This is a genomic window from Pedobacter sp. (assembly GCF_039594775.1).
In the GTDB taxonomy this organism is placed as follows: domain Bacteria; phylum Bacteroidota; class Bacteroidia; order Sphingobacteriales; family Sphingobacteriaceae; genus Pedobacter.
Map to the genome: position 1 here is coordinate 603497 of NZ_JBCNMT010000002.1, position 19510 is coordinate 623006.

16 protein-coding genes are annotated in these 19510 nt (G+C 39.0%); 10 read left to right on the forward strand and 6 right to left on the reverse strand.

Annotated elements, in window-relative coordinates; genetic code table 11:
* Positions 1–52: 52 nt before the first annotated feature.
* The 4 genes from ABDV71_RS08700 to ABDV71_RS08715 form a co-directional block, all read right to left on the reverse strand.
* Positions 53–1459 carry an alkaline phosphatase gene (locus ABDV71_RS08700; RefSeq protein WP_343532059.1) on the reverse strand — a complete coding sequence of 469 codons (1407 nt, stop codon included), beginning with the start codon at positions 1457–1459 and terminating at the stop codon, positions 53–55.
* A 391-nt stretch (positions 1460–1850) separates the two neighbouring features.
* Positions 1851–2723, reverse strand: coding sequence for a phosphatase PAP2 family protein (locus tag ABDV71_RS08705; protein WP_343532060.1), 873 nt, complete (start codon positions 2721–2723; stop codon positions 1851–1853).
* The gene (locus ABDV71_RS08710; protein ID WP_343532061.1) at positions 2680–3933 is read right to left on the reverse strand and encodes a HAMP domain-containing sensor histidine kinase; all 1254 of its coding nucleotides are present in this window, start codon (positions 3931–3933) and stop codon (positions 2680–2682) included. The genes ABDV71_RS08705 and ABDV71_RS08710 overlap by 44 nt, the downstream gene beginning before the upstream one ends.
* Complete coding sequence (locus ABDV71_RS08715) at positions 3930–4607, reverse strand: response regulator transcription factor (protein WP_343532062.1); 678 nt, start codon at positions 4605–4607, stop codon at positions 3930–3932. Before ABDV71_RS08715 ends, ABDV71_RS08710 begins: the two co-directional genes overlap by 4 nt.
* Before the next feature lie 107 nt (positions 4608–4714).
* Between ABDV71_RS08715 and ABDV71_RS08720 the strand changes: the two genes are divergently transcribed.
* Together ABDV71_RS08720 and ABDV71_RS08725 are read left to right on the forward strand one after the other, a co-directional pair.
* The gene (locus ABDV71_RS08720) at positions 4715–7156 is read left to right on the forward strand and encodes a TonB-dependent receptor (RefSeq protein WP_343532063.1); all 2442 of its coding nucleotides are present in this window, start codon (positions 4715–4717) and stop codon (positions 7154–7156) included.
* 313 nt (positions 7157–7469) lie between these two features.
* On the forward strand, positions 7470–7667 hold the full coding sequence (locus ABDV71_RS08725; protein ID WP_113649210.1) for a YqaE/Pmp3 family membrane protein: 198 nt from the start codon (positions 7470–7472) through the stop codon (positions 7665–7667).
* 19 nt (positions 7668–7686) lie between these two features.
* Here ABDV71_RS08725 and ABDV71_RS08730 read toward each other — a convergent pair whose 3' ends face one another.
* Positions 7687–8568 (reverse strand): hypothetical protein, encoded by an 882-nt coding sequence (locus ABDV71_RS08730; protein WP_343532064.1) that lies wholly within the window; start codon positions 8566–8568, stop codon positions 7687–7689.
* Positions 8569–8704: 136 nt separating this feature from the next.
* Here ABDV71_RS08730 and ABDV71_RS08735 point away from each other — a divergent pair, with 136 nt between their 5' ends.
* Positions 8705–9676, forward strand: coding sequence for a hypothetical protein (locus tag ABDV71_RS08735; RefSeq protein WP_343532065.1), 972 nt, complete (start codon positions 8705–8707; stop codon positions 9674–9676).
* Here ABDV71_RS08735 and ABDV71_RS08740 read toward each other — a convergent pair.
* Positions 9673–10635 (reverse strand): phytanoyl-CoA dioxygenase family protein, encoded by a 963-nt coding sequence (locus tag ABDV71_RS08740; RefSeq protein WP_343532066.1) that lies wholly within the window; start codon positions 10633–10635, stop codon positions 9673–9675. The two genes, ABDV71_RS08735 and ABDV71_RS08740, sit on opposite strands and share 4 nt — an antisense overlap.
* A gap of 86 nt (positions 10636–10721) precedes the next feature.
* Between ABDV71_RS08740 and ABDV71_RS08745 the strand changes: the two genes are divergently transcribed.
* The 7 genes from ABDV71_RS08745 to ABDV71_RS08775 are packed head-to-tail and all read left to right on the forward strand — an operon-like array spanning position 10722 to position 19460.
* Positions 10722–11402 carry an aspartyl/asparaginyl beta-hydroxylase domain-containing protein gene (locus ABDV71_RS08745; RefSeq protein ID WP_343532067.1) on the forward strand — a complete coding sequence of 227 codons (681 nt, stop codon included), beginning with the start codon at positions 10722–10724 and terminating at the stop codon, positions 11400–11402.
* A complete protein-coding gene (locus ABDV71_RS08750) occupies positions 11389–12333 on the forward strand; it encodes a hypothetical protein (protein WP_343532068.1) in 945 nt (314 codons plus the stop codon). The genes ABDV71_RS08745 and ABDV71_RS08750 overlap by 14 nt, the downstream gene beginning before the upstream one ends.
* Complete coding sequence (locus ABDV71_RS08755; protein WP_343532069.1) at positions 12333–12857, forward strand: adenylyl-sulfate kinase; 525 nt, start codon at positions 12333–12335, stop codon at positions 12855–12857. The genes ABDV71_RS08750 and ABDV71_RS08755 overlap by 1 nt, the downstream gene beginning before the upstream one ends.
* A 31-nt stretch (positions 12858–12888) precedes the next feature.
* Positions 12889–13713: a hypothetical protein gene (locus ABDV71_RS08760; protein WP_343532070.1), complete on the forward strand. Its 825-nt coding sequence runs from the start codon at positions 12889–12891 to the stop codon at positions 13711–13713.
* A gap of 1 nt (position 13714) precedes the next feature.
* Complete coding sequence (locus ABDV71_RS08765; RefSeq protein WP_343532071.1) at positions 13715–14299, forward strand: tail fiber protein; 585 nt, start codon at positions 13715–13717, stop codon at positions 14297–14299.
* Between the two features lie 2 nt (positions 14300–14301).
* Positions 14302–15456, forward strand: a complete 1155-nt coding sequence (locus ABDV71_RS08770) for an ABC transporter substrate-binding protein (RefSeq protein ID WP_343532072.1) — start codon at positions 14302–14304, stop codon at positions 15454–15456.
* Positions 15457–15461: 5 nt separating this feature from the next.
* Positions 15462–19460 carry a T9SS type A sorting domain-containing protein gene (locus tag ABDV71_RS08775; protein ID WP_343532073.1) on the forward strand — a complete coding sequence of 1333 codons (3999 nt, stop codon included), beginning with the start codon at positions 15462–15464 and terminating at the stop codon, positions 19458–19460.
* The last annotated feature ends 50 nt before the right edge of the window (positions 19461–19510 follow it).

Consider the following 19510-nt stretch of genomic DNA (forward strand, 5'->3'; position numbering starts at 1 on the left):
TTCTGAGCGGAAAGACTTACGAAGTTTCGAAAACTTCGTAAGTCTTAAAAGCCTATGCCTTTACGCCAGTGGCATTCAGCATTAACTGGTGGAGTTCCGTATTGCGAACAAAAGGACTCATTAAAGTGCTGCCAGGGCCAAAGGCCGCTAATTCTACGTAATCGGCGGAGTGTTCCATAGAACCCCAATTTACCGAAGTATAATTGCTTTGTATCTTTCCGAAAAGTTCAAAAGGTAGTTTGCGCACATTATATAGCCCGCCGCCATCTAGTTTTTCGTAATGCGTTAAAATGTCTTTTGCTTGTTCATTAGAAATAGCATAGCCCTGTGCATCATGAATCAAGGCAATAAGGTTGGCAGCCGTATCATTTGGTTTGATATTGTTCAATACCCAATCATTGCTATGTTTGAATTTTTGCAACAAGTCAAATTTTTGATCGGCATTTTCCTCTCCAAAAAGTCCTGGGTTTCCATTTCCATGATCCGTAGTTATGATCACCAAGGTATTTTTGTCCCTTTCTGCAAACTCGATTGCTTTTTCTACGGCCAAATCAAATTCTAGTTGATCAAATAGTAAACCCGGCGTATCATTAGAATGGGCGGCCCAATCTACTTTCCCACCCTCTACCTGTAGCACAAAGCCATCCGTGTGATCTTTCATTAGATCAATAGCTTTTACGGTCATTTCCGCCAAAGTAGGGATGGTAACCTGCTGGTTTTTATCGTGGGCATAGTCTAGACTATAAGGAAGGGCATCATTGTCAAATACGGCAAGTATCGGCTTTTGATGGTTTAGTGCTAACATTTGTTGCTTTGTTTTGGCAAGCTGATAATCTGCTTTTTCAAATTGCGAATACACATCTACTTTATCGCTCCTTTTCTTTGCATTGAAATATTTATCGCCGCCGCCCATCATCACATCAAACCTAAGCGGTAGATATTGTAAAGCGATCTCATTTTGGTTGCTTCTAGATTTATTACAGATGCAAAAGCCTGCAGGCGTGGCATGTGTAATGGGAACCGTAGTTACGCAACCTACTTTTTTGCCTGCTGTCTTAAATTTTTGAAGTATTGGCGTGTTGCATGAACCATCGGCATTTACATTTAGCTTTCCGTTGTTTACCCTAACACCACCTCCCCAAGCAGAGCTTGAAGCTGCGGAATCTGTCACCATCGAATCGGCAGAAGCGGTGTCCATAAATGCTCTTACCACTTTGTTTTCACGGTACAGGGAAATCCATTTGCTTTCGCGGCCGTACATGCGTTGAGACATCAGATTGGCCATGGTGAGGGTACCATTACTCATGCCATCGCTCACCAAAAAAATAATGTTTTTGGCAGTCCCAGCAATGCTTTCTTCTAATGGACTAAATAATTGCCCAAAAGACTCTGTGGTGCTTAACAGCGAAATGCCTAGGGCTGATAAGGTGCCCTTTTTAAGAAAATCCCTTCTGATCATGTTACAAAATTAGCGGCCGAATATTAAGTGCACATTAACTTGCGTCGTACATCAGGTTAACTTTGTTGGCTTTTGTCATTCCGAGGTACGGCCTGCCCCGATTTCTCGGGGAGGAATCTCCTCTTTTTCCTACTAGATTCTTCGCTGCGTATGTTAGACTTACGAAGTTTTTAGATGCGCAAGTAAAATTAAACTTCGTAAGTCTTATTGTATTAGATCCTTCGCTACGCTCTTGATGACAAGCGTAACGCTTATAGCCCATCGAGAAATAATCATAAAAATTGCCGCCACCGGCATGAACAAATTATCAATAGGATGAAAGCTTGTCGCTCTAGAGAGGAAAATTTTCATCCAAATTAATATTGGATATGCAATTGATAGGCTTAATCAGTTATGGATGTGTTGAAACCTGACTGTTAAAAGTGTATTTTAAGCTAATACCACTAGCACCGTTTTGATATAAAGGAGCAGCTTGGAAATTCTGCTGGTTAAAACCTAATGCGTGTTTAAGATAAGGATAAACTAAATAGCTGAGTTTGGTAGACAGGATGCCAAAACCTGCGCCAGCCACCACGTCACTAAACCAATGTTTGTTATTGTACATCCGGAGTGTACCTGTAGCTGCGGCAACGGCAAAGCCAGCATAGCCAATCCAGGGCGATTGGTCTTTAAATTCCTGATGTAATTGTTCGGCGGCGGCAAAAGCGGTAGCGGTGTGACCAGAAGGGAAGGAGTTGTAGTTCGAACCATTAGGCCTCATGCGTCCGGTACTGCTTTTTAACCCCTGTACAATTGCCGCGGTAAAGCCAGTGCTTAGTAGGGCAATAAAGGTTTGGTCCTGTACACTGTTTCGGCCCTTAATACCCATCATATCTAAGGTATACATTCCTGCCAGTGGTGTATATTGTAGATAATTGTCAATTTTTGCCACAAACTGAGGGTTATGTTCCATAAGTTCCGTTTTGGTACTCCAATCTAATTGCAGCAAAGGTTTGTTGTTAAGCGACACAATCCCGTAGGTAATTAAAGTAGCAGGAAAAATATAAGGTTGGTAATTTCTAAAGATAGAAGGATTTGGAGCAATATCATTATGAAATGATACTGTATCAGCAAGCTGTGCCCATAGCATAGACGGGAGTAGGCATAGAGATAATAACAAGGTTTTCATCACCGACATAATTTTAACCAAGCTAAATCTCAAACCTGAAGTAATTCTGTAGTTAGAAAAGCAAAGTGAAAGTGTGTAAGTTGTTGCGGTAGACATAACTTATTTGAAAGTTCTGTAAATTGATGATCTGTTTTGCAATGGCAAGGCCCAAACCCATTCCCTCCGAAGCTGGATTTTTATAAAAGCGTTCAAAAACCTGTTGGTTGTCTAATCCATTTTCATTTCCTGTATTTGAAATTACTAATTTATTTTCTGACAAGTCGATATGAATATTCCCCCCTTGATAATTGTGTCTAATGGCGTTACTAAACAGATTGTTCAATAAAATATCTAGCAAATATTTGCTCATGTTTATTTCCTTTGGCTGTAATTGTTGTGAGTATTTGATGCCTTTGTTTTGCATGAGCTCCTGAAAATGTATGGCCTTTTCTTCAATAAAATGCTTTAGGTTTAGGCTTTCCTGTTCAGTTACCAATTTATTTTCAATTTTTGCCAGCAAGAGGAGCGAGCTGCTCAAACGGCTTAATCTGCTCACGGCATGATAGATCTCTTCGATCAGTACACCTTGTTTCGAATCCAGTGGACTTTCCTGTAAAAGCAGGTCCAGTTTAGCGTTAATTACCGCAAGCGGGGTCATCATTTCATGGGAAGCATTATCTGTGAAAGTTTTGAGTTCCCTATAATCTTTTTTAACCCGCTCGGCCATAGTGGCAACTGCTGTATTCAATTCGTTAAATTCATCAATTTTAGTGTTGTTACTACGCATGTCCTCTTTTTGAGCAAGGTTAAAAGCTTTCATGCGATTTAAGGTTTGATAAAAAGGTTGCCAAATACGATTAAGGACCAACCTGTTGATTAATAAAAGCGAAACCAACAGTAAAATGGTTACACCAATGGTAATCAGGAAAATGATGCGAACCAAACCTTCCGATTCGGCTCTGGATTTACTGATGGTAACCAAATAATTTTTTTTATCAAGGGCAATGGTAGTGGCTAAATTTCTGCCCGGCTCCAGTTCTTTTTCCTCTTCGTTATAAAATTCGCTGTAATAAAAATCCCTTTCAATACTTTGCCCTTCTTTCAACAGCTCGTATTCAACCTTTTGATGTAAAAAATCGCCGGGAGAAGGTAGGCGATGATAGTTTTTTACATAGGCTTCAATTTCCCTTTCTTCGATCACTAAGTCTCTGTCCATTTTTTCGGTAAGAATAAAGTGGATGGCTACGTAGTAGATGATGCCCGTAATGGTTAGCACAATAAGTGAAGTAAGAAGATTGGCCTGGTTGTATTTCTCCGCAAGTTTCATGGCATCCCAAATTTATAGCCCACACCGTACATGGATTTGATGTAGTCTTTACATCCAGCTTCTATCATCTTTTTCCTTAGGTTTTTAATGTGCGTGTAAATGAAATCGAAATCATCTGACAGGTCCATTTCATCGCCCCAAAGATGTTCGGCAATGGCATTTTTGGTAATCACTTTGCCTTGGTTGGCAATAAAATAGATCAGTAGGTCATATTCCTTTTTGGTAAGGCTAAGCAATTGTCCTTCTATTTTTACCTCTTTGCCCATGAGGTCTATTGAAATTTCTTGGAAGCTCATCACATTGTACCCCTGAAAGTTCTTTCTACGTACAATGGCCATAATCCTGGCCTTTAGTTCCGAGAGGTGAAAAGGTTTCACCAAATAGTCATCGGCACCAAGCCCCAGTCCATTTAAACGGTCATCTAAGGAGTTTCTGGCAGAAATGATCAGCACGCCATCCTGTTTGCCCATTTTTTTAATCTCTTCCAGTATTTTCATGCCATCGCCGCCAGGTAAGCTAAGATCTAATAAAATACAATCATAGCTATACAGACTGATTTTTTCCAGTGCGGTATGATAATCCATAGCCAGCTCGCATACATCGCCCTCTACTTTCAAATAGGCGTATATGCTTTCCCTAAGTTCTTCTTCGTCTTCTACGATTAGAATTTTCATGATATACCTGTTAACGATTAAGGGAAAGGTAGCGTATAAATCTGTAGTAAATCTGAGTGCATGTAAGTACCACAACTTCTAATTTTCAACAGATTTGGCTCCTAACTATGCAATATAAAAACAATGGAGGAACCATCATGTCATTTAGGAAAATACTTTTTTTATTATTGTTGTTAGCAGCCAATCTTTTGCATGGGCAATCCGTTAAAGTTACCGTTTCGGGTTTGCTTAAAGATGGAAAAACTGGAACTGCGCTGACCTATGCCAATATTGTGGTCAAAGCAAAAGCCGACCAGCGCTTTGTGACCGGAACCATTAGCGATATGGAGGGCAGGTTTAAACTGGCAGATATGGCCAGTGGCGAATACCAACTCGAAATCAGTTTGGTGGGCTACCAAAAGAAAAACCAAGCTCTTAATATAGGAACTTTAAATCCGTTTTTAGATTTGGGCGAATTGGCATTGACGGAAGACTCACAAACATTAAGTACAGTAAACATTGTAGGGCAAAGTAATGACGGCCTTTCGACCAAAATGGACAAACAGACCTACAATTTGAGTAATAATGTTGCCCAGTCGGGAGGTTCGGTGCTACAGGCCATGCAAAATCTACCTGGAGTAACTATTCAAGATGGTAAGATACAATTAAGGGGAAATGATAAGGTGGCGGTATTGGTTGATGGGAAGCAGAATGCTATGACTGGATTTGGTTCACAAACGAGTTTAGACAATATTCCCGCATCAGCGATTGAACGGATAGAAGTTATCAATAACCCTTCGTCTAAATACGATGCCAACGGAAATGCGGGCATTATTAACATCATCTATAAAAAAAACAAACAAGAGGGCTTTAATGGCAAGGTTGGTTTAACCACTGGGCTGGGCGCTTTATGGGTAAGAAGGGAAAATTTGCCGGAAATTAGGCCACAGTATCAAGCTACGCCAAAAATTAATCCATCCCTTTCGCTCAACTATCGGAAAAACAAGCTCAATACCTTTTTACAGGCCGATTGGCTTTATACGCAAACGCTTAATAGAAATGAATTTGCCACTAGAACTTACGATGATGGAACCATCATTAATCAGCAGGTAAAACGTAACCGAACCACTACCTATAGCACGGTGAAAACGGGTATAGATTGGAATCCTGACGAGCAGAATTCCTTAACGGTATCTACTTATTTCAATAGGGAAAAGATTTTGGATAGGGGTGATATTCCTTATTTTAATGCTGACCTATCCAATAGGTTAAGGTTATGGCAGTTTTTGGAAGATGAGGTGAAATATACCGTTACAGGTTCGGCAGCTTATCAGCATAAGTTCAAACAGCCTGGACATTTGCTCAATGCAGGATTAAATTATACTTGGCATAGGGAAGATGAAAAGTATTTCTTCACCAATATGATGCCCACCTTTACCGGTGAAGACGCTTTTAAATTATTGTCTGATGAGCACGTGATCGATTTTAATTTGGATTACATCAAGCCTTTGAAGCAGGGTCGGATTGAATTGGGCACTAAAGTCAGGAGACGGTCTATACCCACCAATATGCAGTTTTTTCCAGGGCTAAACTCACCTATAGATGTTAATGCAGGAGGTTGGGCCAATTATAAGGAAACCATTCCGGCGGTATATGCCAGTTATGTTTTTGAAAACAAGGATGTTGAGGTGGAGGCAGGTTTGAGATACGAGTATGTAAAGGTGCAATACGATGTAAACCCTAACCATAATACCTATAAAAGCGATGGTTATGATTACTTCCAACCTTTTCCCAATTTACGTTTTGCCTATAAAATTAACGAACGTAATAAGCTGTCGGCCTTTTTTAACAGAAGGGTAGATAGACCGAATGAGGTGGACATCCGTATTTTCCCAAAATACGACGAACCTGAATTGCTAAAGGTGGGCAATCCAACGCTTCGTCCACAGTTTACCAATACCATGGAGTTGGGGTATCGTTTGCAATGGAATAAGGGAAATATCTATGCGTCTTTATATCATAAAATGATTAATGCTACCATTACCCGAATTGCCACCGCTGTACCAGGAAGCACCATTTTGTATAATATTTTTCAGAATGCAGGAAAGAGCTATAATAGCGGTAGTGAAGTGGTGTTGCAACAGGAAGTTGCTCCATGGTATTCGTTCAATACCAGCTTTGCCATTTATCAAAATAAAATAAATGCCTTTAGCATCACCAACCAATATCCTGTACCAACTACTTATAACGTTGGTGAAGAAAAAATTACTTCGGGCAATGCAAAGCTGAACAACATCTTTAAACTTAAAGGACAAACCCAAATCCAGTTATCTGGTGTTTATTTAGCTAAGGATATTATTCCGCAAGGGACTATTGGGGCTAGGTTTTCAATGGATTTAGGGGTGAAAAAACAGATACAGAAAGGTAAAGGCGAACTGTTTTTGAATGGCAATGATATCTTGAATACGCTTAGACTTGATAAGAGGATTGTAGGAAATGGCTTTGTGCTGGCCAGTAAAGACTACCTGGAAACCCAAGTGTTTAGGCTAGGTTACAGCTACAAGTTTTAAGCAATTGTAAAAAGCCTTTCTTGTTTTGCAAGAAAGGCTTTTTACTTTTAGATGGTATGTTTTTTCGATGTCGTTAATCAACCTGTTGTGATGGCCTGATTGGAAATCCGAAGGATTTTAATCTTTATAGCAAAGAAAAGTAGAAGAAGTATGCGACTCCGTAGGAGTCGTACCAAAGGCAGTAGGTTTTTTATAAATATTTGACCTCTTTGAGGTCTTTAAAAAGCCTAGCCATTTGCAAATTCAGAAAGTCAATGCTATCTTGGTAAAGACAAACGGCTTTGAAATCGCCAAAATTTATACAGAACGAACAATGACCTTAATTGCTATCTTCTTCCCATTTATTTCATTTATCCTTAGGGGTAGGATCATCACCGGAATCATTTGTTTGATTTTGCAGATTACCTTGATTGGATGGATTCCTGCAGCAGTTTGGGCGGTAATTTCCTTGCAAAATTCCCGAGCAGATAGGAGGAATGAAAGGCTGATAAGGGCGATGAATAGAAGGTAAGAGAATGTACTGACCTAAATTAATCACATAACTTATCGATACTTTCAAGTACCTGATGATAATAATTCAACTTGTTAGGGGCTTTAATCGAAATTACCTCTACACCATTCACTTTTAGCAAATCAAGCTTGTGCTTTGATAAGGCAACATACCCTTCCGGAATGTAATAGTAGATTTTATTGGTAATGGAAATCTTGTTCTTGTAAAACTTGCTGCGGGCCCTAAAGGTCAATAACCACCAAAGGTCTGTTTCTATAAAATCCAATGCTAGGCCAAGAATAAAAATGTCCTTGGTGAAAAATAGATCAATCCACGACTGATTGGCCAGGGCTTTTTTAGATTGTAGTCTTTTCAATAACGACGCTTTGGCCACGTTGGGGCTAGTGTAATCCGTGCCTGTTACCACGTAGTTGCGCATGTTTTGTAGTTGACCGCAATAGTGCTCAAAGCCCAAATTAATAGACATGGGGTGGTTTGCTTCGCCATGCAAATGCCAGTAATTAGTGCCATTCAACTCATTTCTTCTAAAAATACTATATAAACGTTCAACCACCACGCCAGTGTTTTTGAGCAAATTGGTTCCTTGCAGGGTGTAATCGTAATTAGTAGTCATGATGTTTGCTGCAGACAATGCCCTGATTTGATGATGAATATCATTTTGGTCAATTTGAGCTACATTAGCGGCAATAAAAGCCTTCAAATCTCTCTCTTCAATCTGCTTGGTTTTAATGGCGGCCAAAAAAATCTCCTCGTAAAGCATGGGAAAGGGCTTTTCCTTATGAATGGTCACTCTGTCTGAAACTTGGCAAAAATCGGTAATCTTTTGCAACAGTTCTGCCCAGCTTACTCCCGGAGAAATGTTATTAATGTCGTTTCCAATCAGCAGTGCAATATCTTTCATCTTGGCCATTTGAGTAAAGCGAAGATATTATTTTAGTTCATTGTTTGGGTATTTTTAAGACAAGCATTTTTATTTGTAGCTTTATTGCATATGCTAAATAGGTTTTAAAGCAGTTCACTTAATTATAAGAAGATTAATGCTCGCACTTGAAGTTAAAAAGCAATTACTGTCGGTTTCTCAAGATATTTTATTGGATGAGGATTTTCATGAATCATTGGCTCCTGCAATAATGAAATATCATCAATTGTTGTGCGAAGTGCTCAGGATAGATCCGAATGGAGAGCAGGACAGGGCGCATATTGAAACCGAGAAAGGAAATGCTATTGGCACCTTTTGGGCCGCAAATTGTGTGAAGGAAATTTTTAGAACACAACGCTTTGTGAAAGGTTTGGAACAAGCTATTAAAGACTTACTGAATAGCGGGCAAAAACCAGTGCATATACTATATGCGGGTACGGGACCGTTTGCAACTCTCGCCCTGCCTATTATGCTCACGTTTCAGCCTACCGATGTCCAGTTTACTTTGTTGGAAATCAATCAAAACAGCTATGAAAAGCTTAAAGAACTACTGGAAACATTAGATCTTTTACCCTATGTGAAACGTTTTGATTTGGCAGATGCTACAAATTACGTTTTAAAGGATCATGATGTTGACATAGTATTGAGTGAAACGATGAATTTGGCGTTGTTTAAAGAGCCTCAAGTAAGCATTATGATGAACCTAAGTCGGCAATTAAAAGGTCGTAAAATATATCTGCCTCAGGAGATCAAGGTAACTTTATGTAAGCAAGGAAACGGTAATAATTTAGAGCGTCTAAAAACACTTATTCAGTTTGATCAATCTTGCCTCAAAAAATTGCTTAAAAGAACCAAACTTAAACAAGAGGTATTTGAAAAAGTGGATTTGGATGTAGATTTGAAACAAGGAGATAGATTGTGCTATCTTACAGAAATTCATATTTATAAGGAACTGAAGCTTGGACTGAACGATAGTTCTCTAACCTTGCTAAAATATGTAAAACCAAGCATACAACTAGGTGAACATCAATTAAGTGTTCAATATCAGGTTAGCAATAATCCTGGATTTGTTATTGAAAACAGGAGTTAGCGCTCAAAGCTAACATACTGTACAAATCTAGGACAGTCGCTATTGTTTGGGCTTGCGGCGTGTGGGATGCTTTGTAGCCAAAGAATAAGATCACCCTTTTTGCCATCAATGTACTTGATTTTTTCCTGTTTCTTAATTTCTTCAATGGCCGTTTCAGGTGTTTGTTGGCTTAGTACTTTTTCTATGTTTTGATGAAAACCGGGAACTAAGGTAAAAGCGCCTCTATTGGCAGGTACATCATTCAAATAAACCAAACCTTGTATATAGTACTTTGGCCCTTCTGCAAAATCAATATCCCAATGTAAGTTACTGCCCAAAAACTTGAAAGAATTGGTTTCGGGTGGGTTGTAGCTTACTTTTTCACAGTTGGGTATTAAATTGTTTGATTGATATAGGTCTGCAAAAATGGCAAACAACTTTTCGTTGTTTCTTATTTTTTCGATGGGCTTTCCCTGATAAAGTTGCAACATTAGGCCCATCAGTTTTTCATTTTGTGGGTACCAGGTTGCTGACTGCTGTAAATCTATTTGTAGGGTTTCGCAAATTAAGGCAACCACTTCATCGCAATCTTGTTCTGGAATAATATTGTTTAGGTGTAAATAGCCCTGTTTTTCCCAAAAATCAAAGGCTGTTGGCGTAAGTATGGTGGGCACTGTAAAGGTTTCTTCCTTTTCTCTATGCACAAGCCATTGGTTAAATAAAATGCGCTTTTCTTCATAAAAACTTTCTCCCTTTAAACTCACTAACCAATTTTTGAAATCAGAATCGCTGGTACAGTTATGATAGAGGAACTCATAAACCTCAAATAGACCTATTTCAAAAAGATTTAAGAAATACTTTTCTGTTTTGGTAAAGTCACTATCTGCTAATGAGTTTGGTTGCTGTGGATTGTTCTTGGAACGGTATATGCTCAAAAAGGGGAAATCATTTGCAGACGAATCCATGGGGAAAGTTTTCAAGTTTGTAAATTAGATGCTGGTATTATCAAATACTTCCCTAATTTAGGCTTATTCAACATTTATTCACAATTAAACCTCTTAATGTTTTGTCGGCTATTAAATTTGATCTCACCTATGATGCCCTCTTGTTGGCTCAGGAATTAGAAAAAGCATTGAATGATAATTGGATAAGCCATTACAATACAAAAGATTATTATGGTGAATGGAAAAGTATATCGCTGAGGTCTGCATCAGGTTCTTCTACCGATATTTACGCCAATTATGGGAATGAACCTTTTAAGGATACCCCACTTTTGACAGAATTGCCCTATGTCCAAAGTATCTTGGCCGACTGGAAATGCGAAAAAGAAGCAGTTAGGTTTTTAGCACTTTACCCTGGAAGTGAAATCAAACCCCATAAGGACCTAGGATGTAGTTATCAAGATGGTAATTTCAGATTGCATATTCCAATTTTAACAAGTGATCAGGTAAGTTTTGTAGTCGATCAGCAAAACTATCAACTCGATCCTGGCACCTGTTGGTATATGGATTTCTCAAAAATACATTATGTGAAAAATGATGGAGACACGGTAAGAGTACATTTGGTCGTCGACTGTTTGCGGAATAAATGGACTGATGAACTTTTTGAAGCAAATGGTTATCAGGAGCCCTCACGAAAAATGTCCTTAGAAGAAGTTGGGAAGATCATTGCCCAGTTAGAAATCCATCAAACAGAAGTGGCTAATCAACTGGTAGAGCAACTCAAAGCGGAATATGGACTATCTTAAACACTGGATTCCATATGATTTGAAGTTCGTAGATGGGCAATGGCACTGCTTGTGGCTTGCCATAGGTCAGCACCATTTAAACGAACCTTTTTTTGATGAAAGCATCAGTCTGTTGAAAATCAAAAAAGGTGATAATAGATATATCTCTACTACCGGCTTAGAAATTTTGTTGTTTGCCTTGGAACGTGAAGCAGTTCCAATAAGCTGTTTTATTTTTCACGTATCTAGATGCGGTTCAACGCTGTTGTCGCAAGCCTTGTCGGTAAATGCAACGAATATTGTGGTTCCCGAAGCCCCTATTTTTGATCAGATACTGAGAATGAGAGAATTTGATCAGAGCCTTTCTGATGATGACCTCAAAAACATTTTTCAAAAAACAGTGGCTTGGTATGGCCAAAACAGAACCGGGGAATATCAACAATACTTCATTAAGCTAGATAGTTGGCATGTTCATTTCTATCAACAATTAAGGTTTTGGTATCCAAAAGTCCCTTTTTATTTTTTAACTAGAGAGCCTTTTGCCATCATCAAATCTCATATCAAAAGAAGAGGCATTCATACTATACCAGGCTATATTCAGCCCATATGGCTCAATATTCAGTTAAGAGATGAACATTTTCGGGACTTTAATTATTATACTGAATTGGTAATTGATGGTTTTTATCAAAAGAACATACATGTCTTCAACGAAAATGATGAGCTAAATTATTTTTATGATTATGGAATGGGAGTGGAAAACATGCTTTATCATTTCTATAGTAAAGTATTTAATGAAAGTAGGCCATCTGAGTCTAGCCTGCTTAGATTGACCAAACACAGTAAACACCCTGAACAGACTTTCAGTGGCGATAGCGAAGTGGTTTATGAGATAAAACATTCGAAATTGTTGGAGAATTATCATCAGTTGTTAAAACAAATCAAATCGCTATAATGACGAAGGTAATTCAATTTACAGGCTTATCTGGGGCGGGAAAAACTACTTTGGCTAGTGGTATTAGCAAGGTGTTAAGTGAAATGGGCTTTAAAGTGCTAATTATAGATGGTGATGAGTTTAGGCGTACGTATGCGGCTGACTTAGGCTTTTCAAGAGCGGATAGGCTAAAGAACATTACTCGTATGGCAAATTATGTGAACAGGCAGAAAAGTAGCTATAATTTCATTTTTATCTCAGCGATCAATCCTTTCGAAGAAACCAGGCAGTTGTTAAGGACACAATGCGCCGCTGAGCTGGTATATGTTAAATGCCCATTGGAAATACTTATTCAAAGAGATACCAAAGGTTTGTATCGTAGGGCTATGCTTCCCAAGGAACATCCAGAATACTTGGGAAATTTAACGGGTTTAAACCAAGTTTTTGATGAACCAGTTGAAAATGTGTACGTTATAGATACTAGTGTTTTGTCGGAGGAAGAGGCAATAGAAACTATTAGAGAAAAATGTTGTATTCCATTTTAAAATAGATATTTTTACATTATAACTCTTTCTCATGACAACCCGAAGATCCTTTTTAAAGGGCCAACTCGCTCTCTGTAGTTCGCTTTTACTTGCTTCTAGTTTCGATGGATTGGCTAAGGCTACCAAAATTGTCAATATTAAGGACAATAAGGGTATACTTAACTTGATGTGTTGTGCTGATGTAGGTCATTTGAAACATTATGTTCATTCCATTAAAAACTTTGAGCTATCAAGTATTAACCTTTTTGCTGGAAGCATTGCTGTTAGCCCTCAACTTGGAGAATTGCTTTATGGTTTGGAAGCAGCCAATTATCATGCGATTAATTTTAGTTGGCAAAAAGGCCAAACGAGCATAAATGATTTAGTAAAGGTAATAGGCAATGCCTCCTTAAGTTTTGTAAACTGTAATTATGCTTTTGAAAGCAAAAGGCTTCAAGAGTTGATTTTACCTTATATCATTATACATCATGGTAGCACCAAAATAGGAATTACAGGCATAGGTGCCCAAACAGATGAAAAGGGGATCTCCTGTAAGAATCCAATTGTTTCTCTGAACAAAGTAGCTCAACACTTGAAAGAGCAAGAGCATTGTGATAAGGTTATTTGTTTGGCCGATTTAGGCTTCGATAAACAAGCAGCAATCAATAATCTCAAACTAGCCCAAGCCACCAGCAATGTTCAGCTCGTTGTTGGTGCAGGGGAGAACCCAAAAGGCGCTACCGCTTGGAGTTTAAGAAATAGCGCTAAAGATGAGGTACTGGTAAGTGCTAATCAAAACACTCATCGTTACACGAACCTATTGCAGTTCAATTTTAATCAAAATCAATCTTTAACTTTTAATACTAAAAATATTTAATATGGACGAATATCTGGCAATCATCAAAATGTTCGCTGCTACTTTTGCGCCTAGGGGTTGGGCATTTTGTTCTGGTCAACTTATTGCAGTAAACACTAATTCCGCTTTGTATGCCTTGCTGGGAACTAATTTTGGTGGCAATGGCCAAACAACTTTTGGTCTTCCTGATTTAAGAGGAAGAGTTCCTGTAGGTTCTAATGGTGGGATTGCAGGCCCTGGTTTAGGCGCTTATGTTTTAGGACAGGTGGGTGGAACAGAAAACACTGTTTTAACACTTAACAACTTGCCAGGACATACCCATACTGCTACAGGTGCTGCCGTAAAAGGTAGTTCTGCTATAGGTAATACCGATACTCCTATCAACAATTATTTGGCGTTAAGCCCAAAAATAGGTTCTGGTCCTAATGCTGCAACTTTAAAGACATATGTAACGCCAGCTGCAGCAGGTACAACTGGTGACATTGCTGGAGTATCGCAACCTACAAACGCTCCATCAGGTTCAAACTCCCCTTTCAGTAATATGCAACCTTATTTAGGAATGAATTATATTATTTGCATGGAGGGAATATTCCCTAGTAGAAACTAACAATGAATAGGGCTCTCAAAATAGGCTTCTTACTACCTTATTCTGGCATGTACCCATTTTATGGCCAACATATGATGACGGGCATTGCTTGTGCTTTGGTGAAGAATAAAATAGCGGCAAGCCAATTTCAGTTTATTCCTGCATATGTGGGTAATGGAGAGCGGACTAAGTATGGGGAGGAGTCCAAAAGGCTTATTTTTTTTGAAGGAGTAGATATTTTAGCAGGTATGGTTAGCATTAAGGTAATTGAAGACCTTAAGCCTATCCTACAAAATTTTAACAAACTTGGTTTGTTTTCAGATTTTGGTGAATATATTCCTACAAGCGAGACAACAGGAGCAAATATATTTAACCTTTCTATGAATCTTTGGCAAAGTCAGTATGCTTTAGGTAAATGGGCAGTTAAAGAATTTGGTCCTGACGGGCAATTGGTAATGCCCATTTATGAAGCAGGCTTTAATCTTAGCGCCTCTTTTACCGAAGGAGCCGCTGTTGCAGGATCAACAGGAGTAAATAGTTTGGTATTACCTCAGGATTATGCCAACAACCAGCATCTTGACCTATCACCCTTTTTTGAAGCCCTAGAAAAACAGACGCCAAATTTTGTGCACGCTATTTTTACCGGAAAGCTGGCTAACCAGTTTTTGTGGCAATGGCGTAAATCAAAATTCTATGACACTGTCCCTTTAGTGGTTACCGAAAATATGGCTTATAGCGAAGCCCTATTTGAAGTAGAAGATATGAATATCAAAATGTACAGCGCTAGGTCGTGGCATAGGGAAATGCAGCATCCAAATAACAAAGTATTTGTAAAACAATTTGAAGATTTTGCCAAGCAAGAAGCTAATGTATTTGCTTTATTGGGATATGAAAGCGGTCTCGCGCTATCGGCAATGCTACCACAATTGTTAAAAGGAGATGCTGCCGAGGCGATATTCCAATTGAACAAAAAGGGAGTGGAAGGCCCTAGAGGGCTAGTTGGCAATCAGCATCTGGAAGTGAATAACTTTCCGCCAATAGATATTGTAAAAATACAAACGGGTACACCCAAAACGGTACAAACCATTTTAGCTTGTGAAAACGCTTTAGGATTTGATACCACAGATGTAATAGCACACACACAAAGTGGATGGCTTAATCCCTACATTTCAGTATAGAAGATATGAAGAAATTTTACCTTAATCTCGTTTTGTTTATCTTGTTGCTTGCCTCAAATGGGGTATATGCACAATATACTGCTACTAATTTAGAAACTGGTAATCAAAATGTGGCCCTTGCCAAAGATGCCAATGGCAACATATATACAACCCGTTTTCAATCGGCAGGCTTATATAAAGTGGTTAAATATACCAATGGTACGGGATCACCAACCGATATATATACAGGTTTGCCCGTAGTGTTATTGGATTACCCCCTGGGGTTGGCGGTAGCTGGTAATGGAGATGTATATGTTAGCTCCAGTGTTGGCGATGCAGATGGAAAAATCATTAGGTTAGATGCTAGTAATGGCTATAATGCTACCATTGTGCAAACTGGAAGGTATTTTACTGGATTAGCTTTTGATAATCAAAATAGATTATATGCGCTAGAATATAATTCAGGTAACTATGCAGTAGTGAGGTATAGTAATCCAAGTATCGTAAACAGTGCCGGAACAAATCTGTATAGTAGCATTCCAAGTGCTCAAGAACTTTCCTATCCTACCAGTATATCGGTAGCCACTGATGGTACCATTTATTTCAATAATGTATTTAATATTGATGGTGGCTCTACTTATAAAGGTGGCATAGTTAAACTAACTACTACCAATGGGATTACTTATACCAAAGCAGATTTAAATACTACCAATTATACATCGGCATTATATATTGATGAATTTAACAACCTTTATGCTATAGAATCGCCTGCTGGTACCTATAAGCTCTATAAATATACCGGGGGTGTAGGTCCTGCAGTTGAGTTTTATTCTGCGGCTTTTTCGGCCGGTTATCCGTATTTAGCTTACGGTATTACCGCTCATAATAATACTGTGTATGCCATTGACGGTGATAATGGGTCTGCCGGAAGTAGATTGCTCAAATTGGCCCCGAATGATGTGACACCACCTTCAGTGCCTGCAAGTTTAGCAGCTGCTTCGGCGGGTGGTAGCAGAATTAATTTAAACTGGACGGCAAACGCCGCAGGTGAGAATATTTCGGGCTATCGAATATATGGTGGTACAACTCCTGAACCAACACAGCTAATTGCATCAATTCCAACCGGAACTACCACCTATACCCAAACGGGACTAACCGCCGGACAACAATACTATTATAGGATTTCTGCTGTTGATATTTATTTTAACGAAAGTAATAAATCAACTGATGTATCTGCTGTCCCTAAAAAACCTGTCATCACTTCGGCTACTTTTGACGCAAGTAACAAACAACTTACTATAACAGGTACTGATTTTTTAACCCTTACAGGTGCTACAAACGATATTTTGGTATCTAAGTTAACACTTAAAGGAGAGAATGGGGCAACTCGTGTTTTAACCACTGGAAATGTGGAAATTACCAATAATACAACCTTTTCGGTTATCTTAAATGCGGGCGATCAAGTGGTTCTTAATCCCATTTTAAATAAAAACGGAACTAGCTCAACGGGAGGAACTACTTATAATTTGGCGGTAGCAACAGGATGGGCAGCCGGAGAAGATATAAGTGTAAATATTGCTCAAGCCGCTATCCCGGTAATAGTTAGCAATGTTGCTATACCTACCATCACTTCTGCCAACTATAATGCTTCAACAGGAACTTTGGTCGTAACTGGTACGGGCTTATTGGCACTTGCCGGCAATGCAAATGATATCGTTGCAAATAAATTTACCATTAGGGGAGAAGGAGGAAGTACTTACAGCCTTACTGATACTCAAAATGCAGATATCGGTTCGGGCACTTCATTTACGTTGACCTTGAGCGCCACTGATAGAGCGGGTGTGAATCTGCTTGTCAATAAAAATGGTACCAGCTCAACAGATTTAACTACCTATAATTTGGCAGCTGCTGAAGATTGGAATATAGGTGCAGATATTGCTGTGGTTATTGCAGATTTAACGGGAAATGGTATTATGGCTAGCAATGTAGCAATACCTACTATAACTTCTGCTGCTTACGACGCCTCAACGGGTTCATTGGTAGTGACTGGAACGGGCTTTTTAAGTTCAAGCGGTGCTAACAATGATATTGTAGCCAATAAGTTCAGGTTTACAGGGGAAGGTACAGGCAACTATACCTTAACTGACACACAAAATGCGGAAATTACCTCAGGCACTTCATTTACGTTGACCTTGAGTGCCACTGACAGGGCTGCTGTGAATCTGCTTGTCAATAAAAATGGTACAAGTTCAACAGGCGGCACTACCTATAACCTGGCAGCGGCTGAAGATTGGAATGCTGGCGCAGATATTGCTGTGGTTATTGCAGATTTAACTGGAAATGGTATTACGGTTAGTAATGTGGGGATACCTACTATAACTTCTGCTACTTACGATGCTTCAACGGGTTCACTAGTAGTAATAGGGACAGATTTTTTGAAGCTGAACGGCGCTAACAATGACATTATAGCCAATAAGTTCAGGTTTACAGGCGAGGGTACAGGCAACTATACCTTAACTGACACACAAAATGCGGAAATTACCTCAGGCACTTCATTTACATTGACCTTGAGTGCCACTGACAGGGCTGCTGTTAATCTACTTGTCAATAAAAATGGTACAAGTTCAACAGGCGGCACTACTTATAATTTGGCGGCCACTGAAGATTGGAATGCTGGAGCAGATGCAGCGGTGGTTATTGCAGATTTAACAGGCAACGGTATTACAGTTAGCAATGTTGCCGCCCCAAACATTACCTCAGCGACCTATAATGCTACAACAGGAATATTGGTGGTAACAGGATCAAACTTTTTAAAACTAGATGGTGCCGCTAATGATATTGTTGCTAGGAAATTCAGGTTTATAGGTGATGGAGGAAACGGTTATTCGCTTACTGACACTCAAGATACAGAAATTACCTCTGGCACTTCGTTCACATTAACCTTGAGCGCTACCGATAAAGCGGGTGTAAACCAAATTCTCAATAAAAATGGAGCCACTTCAACAGGTGGTACTACCTATAATTTGGCAGCAGCCGAAGATTGGAATGCTGGTGCGGATCCGACATCAGTTATTGAAGATTTAATAGGTAATGGAGTTACCGTAAGTGGAGTTGCGTTACCTAGTATCACAAGTGCAACTTATGATTTTGCCACAGGAACTTTTGTGGTAACCGCTAGTAACCTATTATCGCTTAGTGGTGCAAATAATGATATTATAGCCAATAAATTTACATTTAAAGGTGAGGGTGCAGCAATTTATACGCTAACCAATACATCTAATGTAGATATTATTTCGGCTACTACTTTCACTTTGGTATTAAGTGCTACTGACAAAGCAGGTGTAAACTTATTGGCTACTAAAAATGGGACAAGTTCTAATGGAGGCACTATCTATAATTTGGCAGCAGCCGAAGATTGGAATGCTGGTGCAGATGCTGCATTAACTATTGCAGATTTAACAAACGCAGTGACGGTTGCTAATTATGAGTCGCCACTTCCAATCGAATTGGTGTCTTTCTCTCACAAGAAGACAAATACAGAGATAGTATTGAACTGGTCTACCAGCGCTGAATCGAACAATAAAGAGTTTAAATTATATAGATCTTTAAATGGAATAGATTTTAACATAATTGGTACCGTAGCAGGAGCAGGCAATAGTTCACAACTGCGCAACTATACTTTTACAGATAGTCAGCCAATTATTGGAACCTCGTATTATAAGCTTACTCAAATCGATCGCGATAATACAGTTAAACTGGAGAAAATAATTCCTGTAAGTTTCCAATTAAGTGCAGATCAGGTGGTTGTCTATCCAAATCCAGTGCTTAGTCAACTCTACATTAAAACAAATAATCTGCGTTTTAATAAGGCAATCATTTCTGATGTAAGTGGTAAAATTATGGGTGTTTACAACATTACTTCTAATGATGAGACTCTGAACTTAACAAACCTTCCAAAAGGTCTTTATTTCCTAAATCTAACCGGAGATAATGGGAAAATAGTGAAGAAAATCATTAAGAATTAATCAAGATCAGCGCTTTGGATGGTTTAAAACTATTCAAAGTGCTGGTCTTT